Below are 22000 nucleotides of genomic sequence, written 5' to 3'. Positions count from 1 at the left end.
GGAGGGCGCACACACCATGACCCAGAACCCCACCACCCCCGACACCGGCAGGGCCGCGCTCGTCACCGGTGCCAGCCGCGGCATCGGGCTGGCCATAGCCGAGGCACTCGTCGCCCGCGGCGACCGGGTGTGCATCACCGGCCGGACCGAGGACACCCTCAAGGAGGCCGTCGAGCGGCTCGGCCCCGACCGGGCGGTCTACGCCGTGGGCAAGGCCCACGACGAGGCGCACCAGGCCGCCGCCGTCGAACGCGCCATGGAGGCCTTCGGCCGGATCGACTACCTGGCCAACAACGCCGGCACCAACCCCGTCTACGGGCTGCTCGCCGATCTCGACCTCGGCGTCGCGCGCAAGGTCTACGAGACCAACGTGATCTCCGCGCTCGGCTTCGCGCAGCAGACGTGGAAGGCGTGGCAGAAGGACCACGGCGGCGCGATCCTCAACATCGCCTCGGTCGCGGGCCTGGCCCCCTCGCCCTTCATAGGCGCCTACGGCATCAGCAAGGCCGCGATGGTCAACCTGACCGTGCAGCTCGCCGCCGAGATGGCGCCGGGCGTGCGGGTCAACTCGATCACCCCCGCGGTGGTCAAGACGAAGTTCGCCGCCGCGCTCTACGAGGGGCGCGAGGAGGAGGCCGCGGCCGGCTACCCGCTCGGGCGGCTCGGCGTGCCGCAGGACATCGGCGGCGCCGCGGCCTTCCTGCTGGGCGACGAGGCCGGCTGGATCACCGGGCAGAACCTGGTGATCGACGGCGGGCTCTTCCTGCACGCCGGGGGCGCCTGACCGGCCGTCCACCCGGGACCGCCCGGCGGACCGGCCTGCGCCGGGCGGCCCCGACGACCACCGCGGCACGGACTGTCAGTGCCTGCCGGTACGTTCTGACGCAGTAACTGATCGCGTACCGGAGGTCCCGACGTGCCCACCATGCTCCCCGAGTCCTGGCGATCCGTCCTCGGCGAGGAGTTGGACAAGCCCTACTTCCAGCAGCTCGGCGAATTCGTGGCGGCCGAGCGGAAGGAACACCGCGTCTTCCCGCCCGAGGACGAGGTGTTCGCGGCACTGGAGGCGACCCCCTTCGACCGCGTCAAGGTGCTGATCCTCGGCCAGGACCCCTACCACGGTGCCGGCCAGGGCCACGGGCTGTGCTTCTCCGTCCGCCCCGGTGTGAGGACGCCCCCGTCGCTGCGCAACATCTTCAAGGAGATGCACGAGGAGCTCGGCCACCCGATCCCGGACAACGGCTACCTGCTGCCGTGGGCCGAGCAGGGCGTCCTGCTGCTCAACGCGGTGCTCACGGTGCGCGAGGGCGAGGCCAACTCGCACAAGGGCAAGGGCTGGGAGAAGTTCACCGACGCCGTGATCCGCGCGGTCGCCGCCCGCCAGGACCCGGCCGTCTTCGTCCTGTGGGGGAACTACGCGAAGAAGAAGCTGCCGCTCATCGACACCGAACGGCACGCCGTCATCCAGGGGGCGCACCCCTCGCCGCTGTCGGCGAAGCTCTTCTTCGGCAGCCGCCCCTTCACGCAGATCGACGCCGCGGTCGCCGCTCAGGGCCACGCCCCGATCGACTGGCGCATCCCGGACCTCGCCGTGGCCGCGGGGAGCTGACGGCCCGTACGCACGGGCGGCGGCGCGGGCCCGGTCAGCGGCCGTAGACGCCCTGGCAGATGGTGGCGGCACTGCTCCCCGCGGGCCAGTGCCCGTAGGCCCGGCCCATCGCGCACGGACCGCTGCCCTGGATGCCGGCCGCCGGTCCCGCCACCCGGTGCCGCTCCGGCCGCGGGGCGCGCGGCACCGCCTCGACGGGCCGGCGCGGGGCCGCGGCCGGCCCCTGGCGCGGCGCCGGGGTGGCGGACGGCGTGCCGGGATCCGGGCGCACGTCCGCGAGCAGCGGCGCGGCCGGTGACGGCGTCAGGGTCATCACGGCGGGCGCGCGGCCGGGCGGCGGGGTCGTCGCGTCGGGCCGGGCGGGGGAGACGGTGGTGCAGCCGGCCACGGCACACGCCGTGAGCAGGAGCACCGCAGCGGGCAGCAGTCGCACCCGCCCACTGTGCCCGGCTCCTCCTGGGCACGTCAGTCCCCGCAGGAGTGAAAATCGCGGCCGCCGTGCACCCCGGGTCACCCGTCCGGGTGGCGCTCACCTGCCCGTATGCTGCGGTGGCACCGCTCCCGCCCCGGGCGCGGGCGGCGGAACGGCGAGGAGCAGCGGATGGCAGCGGGCAACGCCCCCCTGAAGGTCGGCGTCATCGGGCTCGGAGACATCGCGCAGAAGGCGTACCTCCCGGTGCTGGCCGCCCAGCCGGGGCTGGATCTGCACCTGCACACCCGCACCCGCGCCACCCTCGACCGGATCGGCGACGCCTACCGGCTGCCGCACCGGCACACCTCCCTGGACACGCTGCTCGGCGAGGGCCTGGACGCCGCCTTCGTGCACGCGCCGACCGCCGACCACGTCGCGATCGCCGCCCGCGTCATCGAGGCGGGCGTCCCGGTCTACGTCGACAAGCCGCTCGCCCGCGACGCCGAGGGCGCCCGCTTCCTGGTCGAACTCGCCGAACGGCACGGCGTCCCGCTCACCGCGGGCTTCAACCGCCGCTACGCGCCCGGCTACGCGCAGTGCCTGGACCACCCGCGGGACCTGGTCCTGATGCAGAAGAACCGGGTGGGGCTGGCCGACGACCCGCGCGAGGTGGTCTTCGACGACTTCATCCACGTCGTCGACACCCTGCGCTTCCTGGCCCCCGGCCCCGTCGAGCAGGTCCGCGTCTCGGCGAGGACGGCCGGCGGCCTGCTGCACCACGTGGTGCTGCACCTGTCGGGCGACGGCTTCACCGCGATCGGCTCGATGAACCGGACGAGCGGCTCGGTCGACGAGAGCCTCGACGTCAGCGGCGGCGACCGGCGCCGCCAGGTGTTCAACCTCGCCGAGGTCGTCGACCACGAGGACCGGCCCACTGTGCGCCGCCGGGGCGACTGGGTGCCGGTCGCCCGGCAGCGCGGCATCGAGCAGATCACCCTGGCCTTCCTCGACGCCGTGCGGGCCGGCGCCGGCTCCCCGCTCGACGCGCGCGACGCACTGGCCACCCACGAGCTGTGCGAACGCATCGTCAGCGAGGTACGGGGACAGGCCGCCTGACGGCGCACGTCACCTCGTACGCGGCGGCCGAGAGCACCAGCAGCAGCGCCAGGTGCGGCACCCAGTCGCCGAACCGGACGTACGGGCTGCGGCCCGCCGCGAGCGGCACGTCGTAGACGACGGCCTCGGCGGTGCCGGTGCCGACGCGGTGGCCGGCCTGCCGTCCGGCGGCGTCGTAGACGGCGCTGACCCCGGTCAGCGTCGCGTGCACCACCGGCCGCCAGGTCTCCGCGGCACGCAGCGCCGCGAGCGAGGCGTGCTGCGCGGGCGCCCAGGTGTGCTGGAAGGACGCGGTGGACGACTGCGCGACCAGCAACTGTGCGCCGTCGCCGGCCAGACGGCGGCTCATGTCGGGGAAGGCCGACTCGAAGCACACCAGCGGCCCGATCCGCAGGCCCTCCGCGTCCATCACCACCTGCCGGGCGCCGCGCCGCCGGTCCTCGCCCGCGGCCTTGCCCACCGAGGTGGCCCAGCCGAGCAGCGGACGCAGCGGGACGTACTCGCCGAAGGGCACCAGGCGCATCTTGTCGTACGCGGGCCCGGTCACGCCCCGCGGGCCGACCAGGACGGACGTCTTGGAGATACCGGTGCCGTCGGCGCGTTCGGCGTCCACGTTGACCAGCAGGTCCGCGCCGACCAGCCGGGACAGTGCGGCCAGCCGCCGCGCCACGTCGGGCCGCGCGGCCAGGTCCACCCCGACGCTGCTCTCGCCCCACACGACCAGGGACGGACGGGTACCGGCCAGTTGCCGGGTCAGCTGCTCCTCGCGGGCCAGCCGCGCGTTCCTCCCGACGACCACGCCCGGCTGCACCACCGCGATCCGCGCCCAGCCCGCCGGGTGCGGGCGCGGCGCCCACAGCCAGGCGGCGCCGGTCGCCAGTGCGGCGGCGAGCAGCGCGGCGGCCGCCGGGCGGCGCAGCGCGGGCAGGGCGACGAGCGCCGTGACCGCGGTGTTCACCAGCACCACCAGCGCGCTGACCAGCCACACCCCGCCCAGCGACACCAGCCGCAGCGCCGGCGGGACCTGCCACTGGCTGGCCCCCAGCAGCCCCCAGGGCCCGCCGAGATACTGCCAGGAGCGGGCCAGCTCCACCATCAGCCACCCGCACGGCAGCAGGACCAGTGCGGGCCACGGCCGCGGCACCGCGCCCCCGGGCCCCGTGCCCAGCAGCCGCCGCACCAGCCAGCCCCACGGCGCCCACAACGCACCCAGCAGCAGCGCCAGGACGACGAGGAAGACGGTCAGGCTCGCGGCCAGCCAATGGTGCACGGCCAGCATGAAGCCGGCGCCGCCCAGCCAGCCGTCGAGCGCGGCACGGCGCGGGGTCGGGGCGGACCGCGCCAGCAGCATCCACGGCACCAGCGCGACGTACGCCAGCCACCACAGCGCCGGAGCGGGGAAGGCCAGCGCGGGCAGCGCGCCCGCCGCGGCCGCGCCCGCCCCGCGGGCCCAGCCCGCCCGCCGCGCCGCGGGCGCCGCGGACTCCGCCCGCGGCCCGGGGGCCGTCACCGTCATCCGCGCTCCCTCGGCCGCTCGGGCACACCTGTCCGCACCGCTCCCGGCGCGGGCGACCAGTCTCGCCGCTCCCTCCGGCCCGCGCGCGCCGGGCGCACCGCGCCGTGTACGGCGTGTCGGCGCGCGGCGGGGGCGCGAGGGCGCGGACCGCAGCCCGGCGGGAACCGTGGGAGCTGCCGCGCTGCGCGGCCGGGGGACCCGTACCGCCCCCGCCCGGCGGCCCGCCGTACCGGCGTCGGCGTGGCCGGTGCGGGCGGGGGGGTCTCCCGGTCGCGCGGGGGCGGACGTCGACCGGGGTGGCCGCGCGGGGGCCTGCCGTCGTACGGGCGTCGGCCGGGGTGCTCGCGCTGGGCGGGGTGGGTTACGGCAGGCGGTTCCAGGACGTCAGGACGTGGCGGCCGTGCTCGTGGCCGAGGCGGCTCACCGTGCCGGTGGCGAGCTGGAAGAGGGCGCCGTCGGCGGGCGGCAGGCCCAGCCGGCGGGCGGTCAGGACGCGCAGGAAGTGGGCGTGGGCCACGAGCACCACGTCGCCGCCGTCGCCGTTGGTGAAGGCCGCGTCGACCCGCGCGAGGACCCGGTCGGCGCGGTCGCCGACCTGCTGCGGTGTTTCACCCGGATGGTCGTCGGGGCCGGGGGCCACACCGTCGGTCCACAGGTCCCAGTCCGGCCGCCCGCGGTGGATGTCACGGGTCGTCACGCCCTCGTAGCCGCCGTAGTCCCACTCGTGCAGGTCCGGGTCGACCATGGCGTGCTCCAGGCCGGCGAGCTTCGCGGTGTCCCTGGCCCGCTGCAGCGGGCTGGTCAGGACGCAGGAGACGTGCCGGGAGGCCAGCAGCGGCGCGAGGCCGCGTGCCTGCGCCTCGCCCTTCTCGGTGAGCGGCAGATCGGTGTAGCTGGTGTGCCTTCCCGACCGGCTCCACTCGGTCTCACCGTGCCGGATCAGCACGAGCTCGCCCATGGGGTCACCTCCCGTGACGCCGTTCGGCGCCGCAATATGATCATACGTCGCGGTGCGGCGCGGCAGCCGGGCGCCGCCGCCCGGCCCTTCCGCGACCGTCCGCGTACTCCGGCCGGCCCCTTCCGCGCGGTTGTGGCATGACACGCGGGCCGGCGGGCAGACGCCCCGTCACCTCGTCTCAGTACGATGACCGCGCGTCCCCGGTTGCGGCATCAGCGTGACGCCGGAGCGATCGCGGTGCGCGCCCGGGCCTTCACGCCCGTGCCCGTCCGGCCTGCCCTTCCCGCCGTCCGACCCGCAGCACAGGAGCCGCCGTGAACGACGCCACCGACGCCCCCCGTACGTACGACGTCATCGTGATCGGCGCAGGGCCGGTCGGCGAGAACGTCGCCGACCGCACCCGCGCGGCCGGGCTCAGCACCGTCGTCGTCGAGAGCGAGCTGGTCGGCGGTGAGTGCTCGTACTGGGCCTGCATGCCCAGCAAGGCGCTGCTGCGCCCGGCGCTCGCGCACGCGGACGCGCGCCACCTGCCGGGCCTCAGCCGTGCCGCGCAGGTCCCGCTGGACGCGGCGGCGGTGCTCGCCCGGCGCGACGACTTCACCTCGCACTGGAAGGACGACGGGCAGGTCGACTGGCTCCGCTCGGTCGACGTCGACCTGGTGCGCGGCCACGGCCGGCTCGCCGGTGAGCGCCGGGTGGAGGTCGACACGCCCGACGGCGGCACGGTGCGGCTCGAGGCCCGGCACGCGGTGGCCGTCTGCACGGGGACGACCGCCGCCCTGCCGCCGATGCCGGGGCTGCGGGACGTCCGCCCGTGGACCAGCCGGGAGGCCACCGGCGCCAAGGAGGTGCCGCGGCGGCTCGCCGTGGTCGGCGGTGGTGTGGTGGCCGTCGAGATGGCCACGGCCTGGCAGGCACTCGGCTCGCAGGTGACGCTGCTGGTGCGCGGTGACATCCTGCTGGACCGGATCGAGCCCTTCGCGGGCGAGATGGTCACCGAGGCGCTGCGCGAGGCGGGCGTCGACGTGCGCTTCGGCGCGAACGTCGCCTCGGTGGAGCGGGACGGCGCGGAGGGCGAGGTCAGGGTCGGTCTGGAGGGCGGTGCCCAGGTCGCCGCCGACGAGGTGCTCTTCGCCACCGGCCGCGCCCCGCACACCGGCGAGATGGGCCTGGAGACGGTGGGCCTGAAGCCCGGGGGCTGGCTGGCGGTCGACGACACGCTCCGCGTCACCGGCGTGGAGGGCGGCTGGCTCTACGCCGTCGGCGACGTCAACCACCGCGCGCTGCTCACCCACGAGGGCAAGTACCAGGCCCGGATCGCGGGCGAGGTCATCGCGGCCCGCGCCAAGGGCGAGCCGGTCGACGACGCCGCCTGGGGACGCCACGTCGCGACCGCCGACCACGCGGCGGTGCCGCAGGTCGTCTTCACCGACCCCGAGGTGGCCGCGGTGGGCCTGTCGGCCGCCGAGGCCGAACGGGCCGGGCGGCGGACGAAGGTGGTCGACTACGACCTCGCCCAGGTCGCGGGCGCGAGCCTCTACCGCGACGGCTACCGCGGCCGCGCCCGCATGGTCGTCGACCTCGACCGCAACCATCTGCTCGGCGTGACCTTCGTCGGCCCCGGCGTCGGCGAGCTGCTCCACTCCGCGACGGTCGCGGTGGCGGGCGAGGTGCCGATCGACCGCCTGTGGCACGCCGTCCCCTCCTACCCGACGATCAGTGAGATCTGGCTGCGCCTGCTGGAGGCCTACCGCCAATAAGGGCAAAGCGGCAGGGGCGTGGTACGGCGGAGAAAGTGATCGAACGGGCCGACGGCGGATGCGGTCGATGCTCGGCCGGGGTCCGTCGCCTGTCGCAGACGTCCGCCACCACCTCGCCCTGAACGACGGCGGCACGACGTGCTCGACGCAGTGAAAGCTGTCGGCGGGCACGTCGTCGCCTGGGCTGACGACGGGGAGGCCCCGGGCGCCACCGACCCCGTGACCGCCCGGCACTCGGACCCTGACCGAGGGGAGAGGGGGCCCCGCGACGGAATCGCCGGTGCCGCGGTCGACCGTTTGGGCCGCAACCTCGTCGACTGCCTGCACACCGGCTGCACGATGCGGGACTCCGGGAGCCGCAGACGAGGCCGGCGCCGGCCACCGTGAAGCGTGCCTGGGGGCTCGGGCGGTGGCGGCGGCGGTGAGGTTGCGGGTGCCGTCAATATTGGTGCTGCGTACGGCGTCGGTCTCCTGGGTGCGGAAGAGGGCGGCCAGGTGGCCGACGTGGGTGACGCCGTCCAGCGCCCGCCGCAGTGAAGCGGCGCCAGGATGTCGCCGTCGACGGGCGTGGCCCCTCAGGCACGGCCTTGCCCGGCCGGATATGGGCGCGGCAGTCGAGGCCGGCGCCGGCCAGGCGGAGCAGGAGGCGGGCGCCACGGGGTCTCCCTCGCCGACGGGGAAGGCCCCGGGCGCGTCGGGCGATCCCAGTTCGGCCGCGTGCTCGGCGATCACACGGCGCCGCGGGGGCGCGGCACGGGAGCGGTCGGTGGGAGTGCCGGGCGCCGGGAAGGCAGCGGGCGACCGGGGCGACAGGTATGGCCGGGATGTATCGCATGCTGACCTTCTCGCCACCGTCCCCGGCCGGACCGTACGCCCAGAATCGAGGCATGACTTCGACGGACACCTCTGAGAACCTCAACTCACCGGGCCCCGCGGCCGCCACGGACTCCTCGCACCCCGCCGCCCCGGACGGGGCCCCCGTGATGCTCGCCCTGCACCAGACGGCCCTCGGCGGCCCCGAGGTCCTGCGGCTGACCCAGCTTCCGCGGCCCGCGCCCGGCCCCGGGGAGATCCTGATCGCGGTGCACGCGGCCGGACTCAACCCCACGGACTTCAAACACCGCGCCCTGAGCATTTTCCTGCCGCCCCCGCCGCTGACCCTCGGCTGGGACGTCTCCGGCACCGTGGTGGAGACCGGCGGCGGCGTCACCCTCTTCGAGCCCGGTGACGAGGTGTTCGGCATGCTGCCCTACCCCCACGGGGTCGGCTCCCACGCCGAGTACGTGACCGGCCCGGCCCGCGCTTTCGCCGCCAAGCCCACCGGCATCGACCACGTCCAGGCGGCTGCTCTGCCTCTGGCCGCGCTCACTGCCTGGCAGGCCCTCGTCGACACCGCGGACCTGCGGGCCGGGCAGCGGGTGCTGATCCACGCCGCAGCCGGCGGGGTCGGTCACCTCGCCGTACAGATCGCCAAGGAGCGCGGCGCGCACGTCACCGGGTCGGCGAGCGCTCCCAAGCACGACTTCCTGCGCGAGATCGGCGCGGATGCCTGCATCGACTACCGGTCCGCGGACTTCACCGACACCGAGGAGCCCTACGACGTCGTCCTCGACCCCCTCGGCGGGGAGACGGCCACCCGCTCCGTGAGCGTGCTCCGCCCTGGCGGTGTGCTCGTCTCCCTGGTACCGGGTGCCGAAGACACCCTGGTCGCGGCGGAGAAGGCACAGGTCCGCGCCGTCGTGCTGCTCGTCGAGCACGACCAGGCAGGGATGCGCGCCATCGCCGACCTCGTCGACCGGGGCAGGCTCCGCGCCCACGTCTCTGGCACCTTCCCGCTCACCGAAGGCGCCCGGGCCCACGCCTCGGGGGAGACCGGCCGCACCACGGGCAAGCTGGTCATCATCGTGCGCTGAGGATGGGACGGCCGAGGTCGTCGCGCGTGCGCGGTCGCGACGGCCGGCCGCCGGCGGCGTGGGCAGCGCCGCGGCAGCCATCGTGGCGGCCCGCGGCGCCACCGTCATCGGCACGTCCGGCACGGACAAACACACCTTGGTCGTCACCCTCTGACGGCGACCGCAGTCGTGCGTGGGCCACTCGGCGCCGGCCGAGCCACTTGAGCGGGCTGATGCGTGACTCGCTTCGGAACCGGCGGGTGAAGGTACGCACGCTGAACTGGGCCTGCCCGCCCTCGCGCCACGGGGCTGCCACGCACCGGCGGGCCGCGGCCGCGGCGACGGCCGCTCCGTGGTCCCGGCGGACCAGGTGCAGGCACAGGTCGATGCCCGCGGCCCCGCCGGCGGACGTCGGAACGCGCCCGTTGTCGGCGGACAGCACGTTCGGATCGACCTCGACGCCCGGGAAGAGCCGCGCGAAGGAATCGCACAGCGCACGGTGGGTGGTGGCCCGCAGGCCGTCCAGCAGGCCGGCTGCCGCGAGCAGAAAGGCGGAGGTGCACGGGCTCACGATGCGGGTCTGCGGGCGACTCCGGGCCGGTACCGCGGCGAGGCCGTCCGGCAGGCCCCCTGCCGCGAGCAGGTTGTCGCCCGGCGCCACGGTCGCGATCACCACGGTGTCCGCCGTCCCCAGCAGCGACTCGTCGTGGTCGAGCAGGATCCGGAAGTCCTCGTGCGTACGGACCGGTCCGCCGCCGATCGAGAAGGTGCTCACTGAGCAGAGAGGGGTCCCGTCCGGGGCGCACGCCTCGTTCAACACCCAGGCCGGGATGCCCAGATCCAGTGGCAGGACCCCGTCGGGAGCGAGAACGGCAACGCGATGCGCCATGGCCGGAATGGTACGACAGGTGTCCTTCCGGCCCCTCACTCGCTGTCCTGGACGCACACCAGAGTGAGTCTCACCGGGCCAGGCCCGGGATGAGAACACACGAAGCCACATGACTGAGGAATCAATGAGCGAGAACACCATGCGTGCCGTCACCATCAAGGAGTTCGGCGGTCCCGAGGTGCTGACGAGCGAGCGCGTCGCCCGGCCGGAGCCGCTGCCGACGGAGGTGCTGGTCCGGGTGCGCGCCGCCGGGCTCAACCCGGTGGACTGGAAGACCCGTGCGGGCCAGGCCATGGCCGGCGTGCAGACGATGCCGCTGATCCTGGGATGGGACGTCTCCGGAGTCGTGGAGGAGGTCGGCTTCGGCGTCACCACGCTCAAGCCCGGCGACGAGGTCTATGCCATGCCCTGGTTCCCGCGGGCCGCCGGTGCTTACGCCGAGTACGTCACGGCGCCCTCCCGCCACTTCGCCCGCAAGCCGGCCTCGATCGGTCACGTCGAGGCCGCGGCCCTGCCCCTCGCGGCGCTCACCGCGTGGCAGGTCCTGGTCGACACCTCCGCCGTGCGGGCCGGCCAGCGCGTACTCGTGCACGCGGCGGCCGGCGGAGTCGGGCACCTGGCCGTGCAGTTCGCCAAGCACCTCGGCGCCGAGGTGGTGGCGACCGCCAGCGCACCCCGGCACGCATGGCTCAAGGAGCTGGGCGCGGACGAGGTCATCGACTACACCCAGCAGCGGTTCGAGGACGTCACCGGCGACATCGACGTCGTCGTCGACCTGGTCGGCGCCCATGACGACACCGATGTCCGGTCCGTGTCGGTGACCCGTCCCGGCGGCCTGGTCGTCTCGATTCCCGCCGGTGTCCCGGAGCGTCTCGCCACCGTCGCCGGTCAAGCCGGGGTGCGCACCAGCCCGTTCCTCGTGGAGCCGGACTCCGCCGCCCTGACCACGATCGCCGGTCTGGTCGACTCCGGCACGGTCCGCATCGAGGTGGAGCGCACCTTCCCGCTGGAAGAGGTTGCCGAGGCCCACCGCGTGGGCGAGGCCAACCGCACCCGCGGCAAGCTCGTCCTCACCGTCACGGACTGACCCCCTCACCCACCCCGGAGAAACACCATGCACTACGAGATCCGCCGGTACAGGACCCGGCCCGGGCGCCGCGAGGAGTGGGTCCGCTACATGGAAGCGGTGATCATCCCGTTCCAGACCGCGCAGGGTATGGACGTGACCGCCTCCTTCACCGACGGCCGGGACGAGAACGGCTATGTGTGGATGCGCCGGTTCGAGAACGACTCGGAGAGCGCCGCCCTGTACGCGGCCGTTTACGAGCACGACCGGTGGAAGAACGAGATCGGCCCGATCGTCAACACCCTGCTGATCCGCGAGGAGACGGTCGTCACGTACGTGAGTCCCACGCCCGCCTCCCCGCTGCGCTGAACCCGCGCCGTGGACATCCGGCCGTCCCCGCACCACCACACAGCCATGAGGACACTTCTGATGAGCACTGTCATTGCAGAGAAGACCGTTCACTCCTCCTCGGTCACCCAGGCAGCCGCCCGCGCACTCGTCGAGGCAGTGAACGCCGCTGCCGGCCGCATCGGCTTCACGGCAGCCGTCGCCGTCACCGACCAGGGCGGGCACCTGAAGGCATTCGACCGCGCGGACGACGCGCCCTTCCTCACCGCCGAGGTCGCCCTGGACAAGGCATGGACCGCGGCGTCGTTCCACCGCCCGACCCATGCGTGGAACGACTTCCTCACCGACCGGCGCATCGCGCCGCTGTCCGGCCACCCACGCGTGATGGCCGTGGGCGGCGGCTACCCGATCATCGTCGACGGCCGGTGCGTCGGCGGCCTGGGCGTCTCCGGAGGCAGCTACGAGCAGGACATGCGTGCCGCGGAGGAGGCGCTGACCACGCTCGGGTTCGAACTGCCCGCTCAGTGACCGGACTCGGCACCTCCCGTCCGCCCTCGATCCCCCGAGGGTAGACGGGGCGGACACCGAAGCCGATCCGCTGGAACCGTCGTGAGCAACGCCGCGTAGGAGGGTGTCAGAACTCCTCACGACATGAGCGGCGGGGGTCGGTGGGCCCGGTGCCCATGAGCCAGGGGATCGCAACCGTGGAGCCCTGGGTCTGGTGACCGCCGCCGAGAAGCAGCCGCCCCCCTCCGGGGCGGCGGAGGAGCGCGACGATCAGCAGTGCCCGGCTGTCGGGGTCGACGGCGGGCGGCCGCTGTCTTCCGGGCGGCGGGGAATCACAACAGGGAGATCACCCGCGCCGCCGGCAACGGCGCGTGGTGGCCCTCATCTTCGAGGCGGGGAGCATGACAACGACGGTGGCAGCACCGACGGCCCTACGGCCCTGGCCGTACCTCTGAGCCTGCCGTTCAACGTCTGGCGGCGGCCGGTCCGGATTCTGACTGCGACCTGGGCTTTGTGCCGATCAGGTGGTGGTCGGCTGCGTCTGCGGCGGGTGGGAGGTGGCCGTCCGGTCGGTGGCGGCATCTGCTCATCAGGGCGGCGCGGGATCGGGCCGACCCCCGGGGCAGCATGCAGCGCCGTCGCGGTGGTGGCTGCTGCCTGTCAGGCGGCCGCGGACGGTGAGGCAGAGGCTGTTGTGGGTCGTCACAGGCGGTTGCTGGAGGCGTACCGCGGCTGACGGCCCGCCCGCCGGTGACCACGCCCCGTGCGGGCGGCGGTGGGCACGCGGCGGGGTCCGGCGCCCCGTCCGGGGGGGTGCCGGCCCGCGCTCCGGGCGCCCGTTCCGCGGCCGGGGGGCGTCCACGATGCGGGCAGGCGTTTGACCGCGTTCGCCCGTTCCGGCTACGTTGCGCGGCATGCAGCGGACCACACACCTCACGACGCGGGGTCATGTCGACCTCAAGCGCGTGTGCTCCGCCGCGTGTCACCAGGTCTGACAGCTCAGCCCCGTACGGAGGTACGGAGCCCCAACGGGGGTGCCCGCCCCGCCGGTTCGCCGCCGGTGCGCGTGCCGCGTGCGTCCCCGCCGCCGTCGACGACCTGGAAGGCCCACCGTGGTAGTCCTGCCGCCCGAACGTCCTGCCGCCCCGACTCCCTTGCGCCGCCCGCACGCCGCGCCGTCCGCGGGGCAGCCGCGCCGTCCCGCGGGGGCCGCCGCGGTGCTCCGCGCGATCCTCGACCACGGGCCGGTGGCGCGCAGCACCGTCGCCCGTCTCACCGGGCTGTCGCCCGCGGCGGTGAGCGGGCACTCTACGCGGTTCGTGGCCCGCGGGCTGGTCGCCGAGCGCCCGCAGGCGCCGGGCCCGCGCGGTCTGGGCCGCCCGCACATCCCGCTGGAGATCGACACCGCCCGCTACGTGGTGGCGGGCGCTCACATCGCCGTGGCGCACAGCACCCTCGCGCTGATGGACCTGCGCGGCCGCGTCGTCGCCAGTGACCGGCGACCGCACCGCGGAACCGATCCGCACGCCGTGCTCGGCGGGCTCGCCGCCCGGCTGCCGCGGCTGGTCGAGGCCCACGCGGGCGGCCGTACGGTCCTGGCGCTCGGCGTCGCGACCGGCCAGTGGGTCGATCCGGACGCCGGGGTGATCGTCGATCACCCGCGCCTGGGCTGGCGCGATGTGGCGGCACGTGAGGTGCTGGCCGCCTCGACCGGGCTGCCCGTGCACGTCGACAGCCACTCGCGGGCGCTGGCCCGCGCTGAGCAGCTGTTCGGCGCGGCGACCACCCGGGGCAGCGCGGTGCTGCTCTTCGTCGGCGCGGTCGTTGACGCCGCCTTCGCCACCGCCGGCGGGGTGCACCGCGGGCCGCGCTCGGCGGCGGGCAGCGTGGCGCACCTGCCGGTCGGCCCGGAGGGACCGGGCGGGCCGCCCGCCGAGCCGTGCGCCTGCGGCGCACCGGGCTGCCTGCAGTCCGAGGTGTCCGAGCCCGCTCTCGTGCGCCAGGCCGCCGCCCGCGGCCTGGACGTCACCGACTTCCGCGCGCTGCTCGCCCTCGCGCTGGCCGGCGAACCGCGGGCGGTGGCGCTCTTCCGGCGCCGGGCGCTCCTGGTGGGCCGCGCGGTGGCGCTGCTGCTCGACGTGTTCGACCCGGAGGTCGTGGTCGTCGTCGAGGCCGGCACCGGACGGCTGCCGGAGTGCCTGGACGTGATGCGCGCGGAGGTCGGCGCCCGCTCCTGGGTGTGCGACGACCCCGAAGGAGTGGTGCTGCCGAGCAGCTTCACCGGCTCGGTGCTGCCGGTCGCGGGCGGCGCGGTGGCCCTCGGCGCCCTCTACGCGGACCCGCTGGGTCCGTGGCCGGCGCTGTCCGCGGTGTGCTGAGCGCCGCGCCGCCCGAATCGTCCGCGCAACTCCGAATTCCGACTTAATTCAGGCAGTTGCATTGTTGACCTGGCAGAACTCGCACGCGAGAATGGAATCATGAACGGCAATCAGCGGAATCAGGAGCAGGAGCCGGCCGCGGCACACTCCTTCCGCGTGCCCTCCGCACCGGGCCGCGAGACTTCCGGCCGTGCGTGGTGCCGGGGCACGTCCGGCGCCGTTCTCCGTTGTCCGGACGGGAGCTGTACGGGCGCTTGCCGCGCCGTGCGAGGCACCGCGGGCAAGCGCGAACCGATTACCGCCCGGCGCTGATTCTCCGCGGCGACCGTGAACGCGGTGAACGGCCGCAAGCGGTAGCGGACGATTACGTGAATGGCGCACGGCATTGCCGCCGCCGTTTTCCCTTCCGGTAATTCCCTTTCTCCGTCAGCCCCACCGTGCCCTGCCGCCCGATGCCGTGCGGCCCGCGGGCACGGGGCTTTCCGCTGCGCGTGTGACACCCGCGGCGCGGCTCCGCACGCCCGCCGCACCCCTTCCCGTACCCGCCCTCGACCCAACTGGGGGAGACGTTGACCATCACCGTGCCGTCACCTGCCGTCCCGGGGATCGACCCCGAGCGCTTCAAGCAGATATTCCGCAACCATCCCGCAGGCGTGGTGGTCGTCACCGTCGACGCCGGGCGCGGACCCGCGGGCTTCACCGCGACCTCGCTCACCTCGCTGTCCCTGCATCCGCCGCTGGTGTCCTTCGGTATCGGCGCCGGCACGTCGTCGTGGCCGCACGTCGAGCAGGCGCGCAGCGCCGTCGTCAACTTCCTGGGCGCCGGCCAGGAAGAGGTCGCCAGGACCTTCGCCACCAGCGGCATCGACCGTTTCGCCGCGCCCACCGCCTGGCGCCGGCTGCCGCAGGGCGAGCCGGTGCTCGACGGCGTGGGCAGCTGGCTGCGTGTCGGCATCGAGCAGATCGTGCCGGCCGGCGACCACCGGGTCGTGATCGGCCGCGTCCAGGAGTCCTGGACGGACGGCACCCGCTCCCCGCTGCTCTTCCACGACGGCCGCTACCACACGCTCTGACCCGCCCCGCCCGACGCCCACGCCACGTCCGGACCCGCGTGTCCGGCCCTCCTTCCGGGAATCCGCCATGACTCACCGCCCTACCGCCGGACTCGTCCCGCGCCGGTCCCTCCTCGCCCTCGCAGGAGGCGCCGCGCTGCTCGCCGCCTGCTCGCGCAACGCGTCCGCCTCGATCGACTCGGTGCCGACCCGCGCACTGCCCTCGGGGGCACCGCCGCCCGGCACGAAACTCGCGATATCCATCCACACCTCCCAGCTGCAGCTCGCCGGATCCGGGCTGGACAAGAAGCTGCCCTTCACGGTCTCCGGCTGGCCGAACCTGACGGCCGGACCCGACGTGATCCAGGGCTTCCGGGCGCATTCCGTCGACCTGGCGAGCAACGCCGGGATCCCGCCGATCCAGGCCGAGGCCATCAAGGTCGGCGCCCGTATCGTCGCCGTCCAGACCCGCGACCACCCGCTCTACACCTTCGCCACCGCGCCCGGATCCGGCGACGCCATCGCCTCCGCCGCGGACTTCCGCGGCCGGAAGATCGCCTTCTCGCAGGGCCAGGCCCAGGGTGTCGTGGTGCTGCGCGCGCTGAAGGAGGCGGGCCTGAAGAACTCCGACGTCTCGCTCGTCCCGCTGCCCAGCACGCAGTTCCTCACCGCCCTGCAGTCCCGGCAGGTGGACGTCGCCCCGCTCGGCGAGCCGACGCTCACCAAGTACCTGGGCCAGTACGGCAAGGACGGCGCGCGCGGTGTGACGACCGACGTGGTGGACCTGCTCACCGTGCTGTGGGCGCCCACCGAGGTGCTCAACGACGACGCCAAGGTCGCCGCGATCCGCAGCTTCGTCCCGCTGTGGGCGCAGGGCGTGGTGTGGGCCTGGGAGCACACCGACGAGTGGGTCCAGCGCTACTACGTCGAGGACCAGGGCGTGACGGCCGCCGACGGGCAGCGCATCGTCGCCTCGCAGTCGCAGCCGCGGTTCCCGCGCAGCTGGGACCGGGCCGTCGCCTGGGAGCAGGAGACCGCCGACCTGATGGCCGCCGGCGGCTTCGTCCCGAAGATCGGGGCAGCGGGGCTCTTCGACCGCCGCTTCGAGGGCCTCGCCTCGCAGGCCGTACCGGCGCGGTACCAGGTGGCGTCATGACCGGCATCCTCCCGACGGCCGTCGCGGCACCGCCCGACGGGCCCGGCGCCCGTACCGTCCCCGCGTCCGGTCGGGCGGCCGCCCCCGCCCCCGCCCGCGGCGGCGGGGCCCCGGCCCGGCGCCGGCGGCTCGGGCCCGGGCGGGCGGTCCCCTTCGCGCGGCTGGCCGGACCGGCTCTGCTGGTGCTGGTCTGGTGGGCCTCCTCCGCGCTCGGCTACCTCGACCCGCGCATCCTGTCCGGCCCCGGCACCGTCGCCTCGACCTTCGCCGACCTGGTCGGGAGCGGGCGGCTGCAGGACAACATGCTCGTCTCGCTGCAGCGCGCGGGACTCGGTCTGCTCTTCGGCACCCTGGCCGGGGTGGCGCTCGCGGTCGCCGCGGGTCTCAGCCGGATCGGCGAGTACCTGCTGGACGGCACACTCCAGGTCAAGCGGGCCATCCCGTCCCTCGCGCTGCTGCCGCTGATGATCCTGTGGCTCGGCATCGGCGAGGAGATGAAGGTCGTCGTGATCGCCGTGGGTGTCGCGGTGGTGGTGTACGTCAACACCTACGCGTCGCTGACCGGCATCGACCGCAAGTACGTCGAGCTGGCGGAGAGCCTGGACCTGACGCGGGCGCAGTTCGTCGGCCGGGTCGTCGTGCCCGGCGCACTGCCCGGCTTCTTCGTCGGGCTGCGGCTCGCGGTCACCGCCTCCTGGCTCGGGCTGGTCGTGGTCGAGCAGGTCAACGCCACCCAGGGCCTCGGCTACATGATGTTCCAGGCCCAGCAGTACGCCCAGTCCGACGTCATCGTCGTGGGCCTCGTGGTCTACGGGGTCTTCGGCTTCGTCTCCGACGCGGTCGTGCGTGCCGCAGAACGGAAGGTGCTGTCATGGCGCCGCACGCTGGCGGACTGACCGCAGGGCGCCCCGCCGTCCGCACCACGGGGCTGGTCCGGTCCTTCGGCGACCGGGACGTGCTGCGGGACCTGGACCTGACCGTGGGGCAGGGCGAGTTCATCGCGCTGCTGGGCCGCAGCGGCTCCGGCAAGTCCACGCTCCTGCGGGCGGTGGCCGGGCTCGACCACGGGGTGGCCGGCTCCGGCGAGCTGAGCGTGCCGGAGCGGGTCTCGCTGTCCTTCCAGGACTCCCGGCTGCTGCCCTGGATGCGGGTGCTGGACAACGTGGTGCTCGGCATCCGCGGCAGGCAGGCCCGCGAGCGCGGCCGCACCGCCCTCGCCGAGGTCGGCCTCGAAGGGCGCGAGCGGTCCTGGCCGCACGAGCTGTCCGGTGGCGAGCAGCAGCGCGCCGCCCTGGCCCGGGCCCTCGTCCGCGAGCCGCAACTGCTGCTGGCCGACGAGCCGTTCGGGGCGCTCGACGCGCTGACCCGGCTGCGGATGCACGGCCTGCTGCGCGAGCTGTACGAACGGCACCGCCCCGCGGTGCTGCTCGTCACGCACGACGTGGACGAGGCCGTGGAGCTCGCCGACCGCGTCCTGGTGCTGGAGGAGGGCCGCATCGCGGTGGACCTCACCGTCGACCTGCCCAGCCCCCGCAGCCGCCGCGACCCGCGCTTCCAGGAGTACCGCGACACCCTCCTCGCCGCACTCGGCGTGGAGCTGCCCGACGCCCCCGTGCCGCACACCCGCGCCGCGGCCCCCGCCCACCCGGCGCGCCCCCGCCCCGTCCCCCTCGCCGCCTCCGCGGCGCCCGCCCGCGCGCTCGGCCACGACCAGGAGAAGAAGGACCATGACCGCCAGGACTGACCGCAAGCCGCTGCACCTCAACGCCTTCCTGATGTCCGTCGGTCACCACGAGGCCGCCTGGCGGCTCCCGGAGAGCCCCGCCTCCGGCGGCACCGACCTCGACCACTACCGCGAACTGGCCCGTATCGCCGAGCGTGGCAGGCTCGATTCGCTCTTCCTCGCCGACAGCCCCGTGCTGATGGGCGATCCGGGCCGCCGCCCGGGCAGCAAACTGGAGCCCACGGTGCTGCTGACGGCGCTCGCCGCGGCCACCGAGCACATCGGCCTCATCGCGACGGCCTCCACGAGCTACAACGAGCCCTACAACCTCGCCCGCCGGTTCGCCTCGGTGGACCACATCTCCGGCGGCCGCGCGGGCTGGAACATCGTGACGACCGCGGGTGCCGACGCGGCCCGCAACTTCGGCCTCGACGACACCCCGCTGCACCGCGACCGCTACCTGCGCGCCGCCGAGTTCGTGGACGTCGCGACCAAGCTGTGGGACAGCTGGGCCGACGACGCGGTCGTGGCCGACAAGGCGGCCGGCGTCCACGCGCGGGCGGACAAGGTGCGCAAGGTCGGCCACCGGGGCACGTACTTCCGGGTGGACGGACCGCTCAACGTGCAGCGCTCCCCGCAGGGATACCCGCTCCTGGTGCAGGCCGGCTCCAGCGAGGACGGCAAGGACTTCGCGGCCCGCTACGCCGAGGCGGTCTTCACCGCCCAGCAGACCCTCGAAGAGGCCGTCGCCTTCTACAAGGACGTCAAGCAGCGCGCCGCCGCCCTGGGCCGCGACCCCGAGGGCATCAAGATCCTGCCCGGCATCGTCCCCGTCATCGGCGACACCGAGGAGCAGGCTCACGCCCTCGACGACGAGCTGGACCGGCTGATCCGCCCCGAGTACGCCGTACACCAGCTCTCCAAGACCCTCCGCATCGACCCCGAGCGGCTGGAGCTCGACGAGGAACTGCCCGCGGACATCCCCGGCGAGGACGAGATCGAGGGCGCCAAGAGCCGCTTCACCCTCATCGTGGAGCTGGCCCGGCGCGAGCGGCTGACCGTCCGTCAGCTCATCGGCCGGCTCGGTGGCGGCCGCGGCCACCGCACCTTCGCCGGCACCGCGGTGCAGGTCGCCGACACCATCGAGGAGTGGTACGAGGCGGGCGCCGCCGACGGCTTCAACATCATGCCCGCGGTGCTGCCGTCCGGTCTGGAGCTGTTCGTCGACCGGGTCGTGCCGATCCTCCAGGAGCGCGGCCTGTTCCGCACCGAGTACACCGGCCGCACCCTGCGCGAGCACTACGGGCTGCCGCGCCCCGCCAACCGGCTCTTCGAGCCGGCGGGCGCCACCGGCGCCGGGCACCTCGGCATCGCACTCCCGGAGGTTTCGTGACGGACTGTACGGACACCGCACCCGGGCCGGCCGCCGCGGCGGCCGGCCCGGCCCTGCCGCCGGGCGGCCGGCTCCCCCGGCTCGCCGGTTCCTGCCCGCGCCACCGCGCCGACCTCGTCGCCGTCGTCGTGCCGCCCGGCGTCCACCTCGTCGCCCGCGACGCCGGGTACGCCCCGCCGGCGCTCTCCGACCCCGCCCTGCGCCGCCGCTCGCACCGCTGAGCCGGGCGCGGCGCGCCGCCGTGTCCCCGGGCCCGCCGCCCGTGTCACAGTCGGCGGGGCTGCCTCGTCATACCCCGGGGGACGGTGGACGGCGAGGGAACCGGGAAGGTGAGCGACATGCGGGTGTTCGTGGCGGGCGGGACCGGGGTGCTCGGGCGGCGGCTCGTGCCGCAGCTGGTGGCCGGCGGCCACCAGGTCACGGCCACGACGACGAGCCCGGCGAAACTGGACCTGCTGCGCGGGCTGGGCGCCGAGGGCGTCGTCATGGACGGCCTCGACGCCGCCTCGATACGGGCCGCGGTGGCGCGCGCCCGGCCCGACACGGTCGTCCACCAGATGACGGCGATCTCCCCGGCGCACGCGGGCAGGCCCGACATCAAGCACCCGGACCGCTGGTTCGCCGCCACCAACCGGCTGCGCGGCGAGGGCACCGACAACCTGCTCGCCGCGGCCGCCGAGGCAGGTGTCCCGCACGTCGTCGCGCAGGGCTACGCCAGCTGGAACGGCCTGCGCGAGGGCGGCTGGGTCAAGACCGAGGAGGACCCGCTCGACCTGCTCCCCGGCACTGCCGCCCAGCACGGCATGGAGGTGCTGGCGCACGTGGAGCGGGCGGTGCTCGCGGCGGGCGGCGCGGTGCTGCGCTACGGCGCCTTCTACGGGCCCGGCGCCATCGACGACCAGGTCACGCTGGTCCGCAAGCGGCAGTACCCGCTGGTCGGCAGGGCCCAGGGCCACAGCTCCTGGATCCACCTCGACGACGCGGCGAGCGCGACCGTGCTGGCCGTGGAGCAGAAGGCACGCGGGGTCTTCAACATCGTCGACGACGAGCCCGCCCCCGCCGCCGAGTGGCTGCCCCACCTGGCGGAATGCGCCGGGGCCCGGCCGCCGCGGCGGGTGCCGGTGTGGCTGGCCCGGCTGCTGGCCGGCGACCAGGCGGTGATCATGATGACGGAGGGCCGCGGCTTCTCCAACGCCAAGGCCCGGCGCGAGCTGGGCTGGGAGCTGCGCCACCCCTCGTGGCGGGAGGGCTTCCGGACGGAGCTTCAGGGGTGACGCCCGCCGAGGAGTTCGAGGAGCTGCGGCCGCTGCTGTTCTCGATCGCCTACCGGATCCTCGGCAGCGTCAGCGAGGCCGAGGACGCCGTGCAGGAGGCATGGCTGCGGCACCGGTCCTCACCCGTCCGGCCCGACTCGCCGCGTGCCTACCTGTCCGCGGTGGTCACCCGGATCGCGATCGACGTGCTCCGCTCGGCCCGGGTCCGCCGTGAGGAGTACGTCGGCCCGTGGTTCCCCGAACCGCTGCTCGCCGATCCGTACGAGGACCCGGCGCGCTCGGCGGAGCTGGCCGACTCGGTGTCGATGGCCGCGCTGCTGCTGCTGGAGCGGCTCAGCCCGCTGGAGCGCGCCGTCTTCGTGCTCCGCGAGGTCTTCGGCTTCGGCTTCCCGGAGGTCGCCGCGGCCGTGGGGCGGTCCGAGGCCGCCTGCCGGCAGCTGGCGGTACGCGCCCGCCGCCACATGGACGCGGGCCGCCCGCGCTTCGAGGCCGACCGGCGCCGCCGCGAGGAGCTGGCCGGGCGCTTCCTCGGCGCCTTCCGGGACGGCGACGTGGAGGCCCTGCGGGACATGCTCGCCGCCGACGTGCGGATGGTCGCCGACGGCGGCGGGAAGGGCCCGAACTTCCTCACCCCCGTCGTCGGCGCCGCCCGGGTGACCCGGGTGCTGGCCGCCCTCGCCGGCTCCTTCACCGCGCTCGGCGCCGGGCTGGAGCCGCACCGGCTCAACGGCCAGCCCGGGGCGATCTTCCGCGACCGGGACGGCAAGGTCATCAACACCTGGACCCTCGACGTCGCCGACGGCCGCGTCCAGGCCATCCGCACGGTCGTCAACCCGGACAAGCTCGGGCACGTCGGCCCGGTCGCGGACGCCTGGGAGCTGGTGCGGACGTCCTTCCCCACCGCCCCGGCCCCGCCGGACCGCCCGGTACGGCGGGGCCGGGGCGGCTGAG

The 22000-nt window shown here is 74.8% G+C and carries 21 protein-coding genes; 17 read left to right on the top strand and 4 right to left on the bottom strand.

Going from position 1 to position 22000, the window contains the following annotated elements; genetic code table 11:
* Nucleotides 1-16: 16 nt before the first annotated feature.
* Nucleotides 17-784 (top strand): SDR family oxidoreductase, encoded by a 768-nt coding sequence (locus ACH4SE_RS31580; protein WP_398546956.1) that lies wholly within the window; start codon nt 17-19, stop codon nt 782-784.
* 141 nt (nt 785-925) lie between these two features.
* Complete coding sequence (gene ung / locus ACH4SE_RS31575; RefSeq protein WP_398546993.1) at nt 926-1609, top strand: uracil-DNA glycosylase; 684 nt, start codon at nt 926-928, stop codon at nt 1607-1609.
* A 34-nt stretch (nt 1610-1643) separates the two neighbouring features.
* On the opposite strand, the gene ACH4SE_RS31570 is transcribed toward ung, so the two are convergent.
* Entirely contained in the window at nt 1644-2042 is a 399-nt protein-coding gene (locus ACH4SE_RS31570; protein ID WP_398546955.1) for a hypothetical protein, read from the bottom strand.
* A gap of 189 nt (nt 2043-2231) precedes the next feature.
* Between ACH4SE_RS31570 and ACH4SE_RS31565 the strand changes: the two genes are divergently transcribed.
* Complete coding sequence (locus ACH4SE_RS31565) at nt 2232-3137, top strand: Gfo/Idh/MocA family protein (protein WP_398546992.1); 906 nt, start codon at nt 2232-2234, stop codon at nt 3135-3137.
* On the opposite strand, the gene lnt is transcribed toward ACH4SE_RS31565, so the two are convergent.
* Together lnt and ACH4SE_RS31555 are read right to left on the bottom strand one after the other, a co-directional pair.
* A complete protein-coding gene (gene lnt / locus ACH4SE_RS31560) occupies nt 3109-4653 on the bottom strand; it encodes an apolipoprotein N-acyltransferase (protein ID WP_398546954.1) in 1545 nt (514 codons plus the stop codon). The two genes, ACH4SE_RS31565 and lnt, sit on opposite strands and share 29 nt — an antisense overlap.
* 361 nt (nt 4654-5014) lie before the next feature.
* Nucleotides 5015-5611: a histidine phosphatase family protein gene (locus tag ACH4SE_RS31555; protein ID WP_398546953.1), complete on the bottom strand. Its 597-nt coding sequence runs from the start codon at nt 5609-5611 to the stop codon at nt 5015-5017.
* Between the two features lie 314 nt (nt 5612-5925).
* On the opposite strand from ACH4SE_RS31555, the gene ACH4SE_RS31550 reads away from it, so the two are divergent.
* Together ACH4SE_RS31550 and ACH4SE_RS31545 are read left to right on the top strand one after the other, a co-directional pair.
* The gene (locus ACH4SE_RS31550) at nt 5926-7371 is read left to right on the top strand and encodes a dihydrolipoyl dehydrogenase family protein (RefSeq protein WP_398546952.1); all 1446 of its coding nucleotides are present in this window, start codon (nt 5926-5928) and stop codon (nt 7369-7371) included.
* A gap of 887 nt (nt 7372-8258) precedes the next feature.
* A complete protein-coding gene (locus ACH4SE_RS31545; protein ID WP_398546951.1) occupies nt 8259-9284 on the top strand; it encodes an NADP-dependent oxidoreductase in 1026 nt (341 codons plus the stop codon).
* Here the strand turns inward: ACH4SE_RS31545 and ACH4SE_RS31540 are convergent.
* Nucleotides 9271-10152 carry a DJ-1/PfpI family protein gene (locus ACH4SE_RS31540; RefSeq protein ID WP_398546991.1) on the bottom strand — a complete coding sequence of 294 codons (882 nt, stop codon included), beginning with the start codon at nt 10150-10152 and terminating at the stop codon, nt 9271-9273. The genes ACH4SE_RS31545 and ACH4SE_RS31540 overlap by 14 nt on opposite strands.
* Before the next feature lie 109 nt (nt 10153-10261).
* Here ACH4SE_RS31540 and ACH4SE_RS31535 point away from each other — a divergent pair, with 109 nt between their 5' ends.
* The 12 genes from ACH4SE_RS31535 (at nt 10262) to ACH4SE_RS31480 (ending at nt 21999) form a co-directional block, all read left to right on the top strand.
* Nucleotides 10262-11239, top strand: a complete 978-nt coding sequence (locus ACH4SE_RS31535) for an NADP-dependent oxidoreductase (RefSeq protein ID WP_398546950.1) — start codon at nt 10262-10264, stop codon at nt 11237-11239.
* 27 nt (nt 11240-11266) lie between these two features.
* The gene (locus tag ACH4SE_RS31530) at nt 11267-11587 is read left to right on the top strand and encodes an NIPSNAP family protein (protein WP_398546949.1); all 321 of its coding nucleotides are present in this window, start codon (nt 11267-11269) and stop codon (nt 11585-11587) included.
* A gap of 60 nt (nt 11588-11647) precedes the next feature.
* On the top strand, nt 11648-12094 hold the full coding sequence (locus tag ACH4SE_RS31525; protein WP_398546948.1) for a heme-binding protein: 447 nt from the start codon (nt 11648-11650) through the stop codon (nt 12092-12094).
* Between the two features lie 1091 nt (nt 12095-13185).
* Nucleotides 13186-14451: an ROK family protein gene (locus tag ACH4SE_RS31520; RefSeq protein ID WP_398546947.1), complete on the top strand. Its 1266-nt coding sequence runs from the start codon at nt 13186-13188 to the stop codon at nt 14449-14451.
* Between the two features lie 569 nt (nt 14452-15020).
* On the top strand, nt 15021-15524 hold the full coding sequence (locus ACH4SE_RS31515; RefSeq protein WP_398546946.1) for a flavin reductase family protein: 504 nt from the start codon (nt 15021-15023) through the stop codon (nt 15522-15524).
* Between the two features lie 67 nt (nt 15525-15591).
* Nucleotides 15592-16659: an ABC transporter substrate-binding protein gene (locus ACH4SE_RS31510; RefSeq protein WP_398546945.1), complete on the top strand. Its 1068-nt coding sequence runs from the start codon at nt 15592-15594 to the stop codon at nt 16657-16659.
* Nucleotides 16656-17555 carry an ABC transporter permease gene (locus ACH4SE_RS31505; protein WP_398546944.1) on the top strand — a complete coding sequence of 300 codons (900 nt, stop codon included), beginning with the start codon at nt 16656-16658 and terminating at the stop codon, nt 17553-17555. Before ACH4SE_RS31510 ends, ACH4SE_RS31505 begins: the two co-directional genes overlap by 4 nt.
* Nucleotides 17531-18403 (top strand): ABC transporter ATP-binding protein, encoded by an 873-nt coding sequence (locus tag ACH4SE_RS31500; protein ID WP_398546943.1) that lies wholly within the window; start codon nt 17531-17533, stop codon nt 18401-18403. Before ACH4SE_RS31505 ends, ACH4SE_RS31500 begins: the two co-directional genes overlap by 25 nt.
* Nucleotides 18387-19775, top strand: a complete 1389-nt coding sequence (locus tag ACH4SE_RS31495; RefSeq protein WP_398546942.1) for an LLM class flavin-dependent oxidoreductase — start codon at nt 18387-18389, stop codon at nt 19773-19775. Before ACH4SE_RS31500 ends, ACH4SE_RS31495 begins: the two co-directional genes overlap by 17 nt.
* Nucleotides 19772-19996: a hypothetical protein gene (locus ACH4SE_RS31490; RefSeq protein ID WP_398546941.1), complete on the top strand. Its 225-nt coding sequence runs from the start codon at nt 19772-19774 to the stop codon at nt 19994-19996. Before ACH4SE_RS31495 ends, ACH4SE_RS31490 begins: the two co-directional genes overlap by 4 nt.
* A 117-nt stretch (nt 19997-20113) precedes the next feature.
* Nucleotides 20114-21049 (top strand): NAD-dependent epimerase/dehydratase family protein, encoded by a 936-nt coding sequence (locus ACH4SE_RS31485; protein ID WP_398546940.1) that lies wholly within the window; start codon nt 20114-20116, stop codon nt 21047-21049.
* Nucleotides 21046-21999, top strand: coding sequence for an RNA polymerase sigma-70 factor (locus ACH4SE_RS31480; RefSeq protein ID WP_398546939.1), 954 nt, complete (start codon nt 21046-21048; stop codon nt 21997-21999). Before ACH4SE_RS31485 ends, ACH4SE_RS31480 begins: the two co-directional genes overlap by 4 nt.
* Nucleotide 22000: the final 1 nt, after the last annotated feature.

Origin of the sequence: Streptomyces sp. NPDC020983 (assembly GCF_044333485.1) — a bacterium.
Classification (GTDB): domain Bacteria; phylum Actinomycetota; class Actinomycetes; order Streptomycetales; family Streptomycetaceae; genus Actinacidiphila.
The sequence above is the reverse complement of the archived record's forward strand: the minus strand, read 5'-3'. Positions and strand labels throughout refer to the sequence as shown.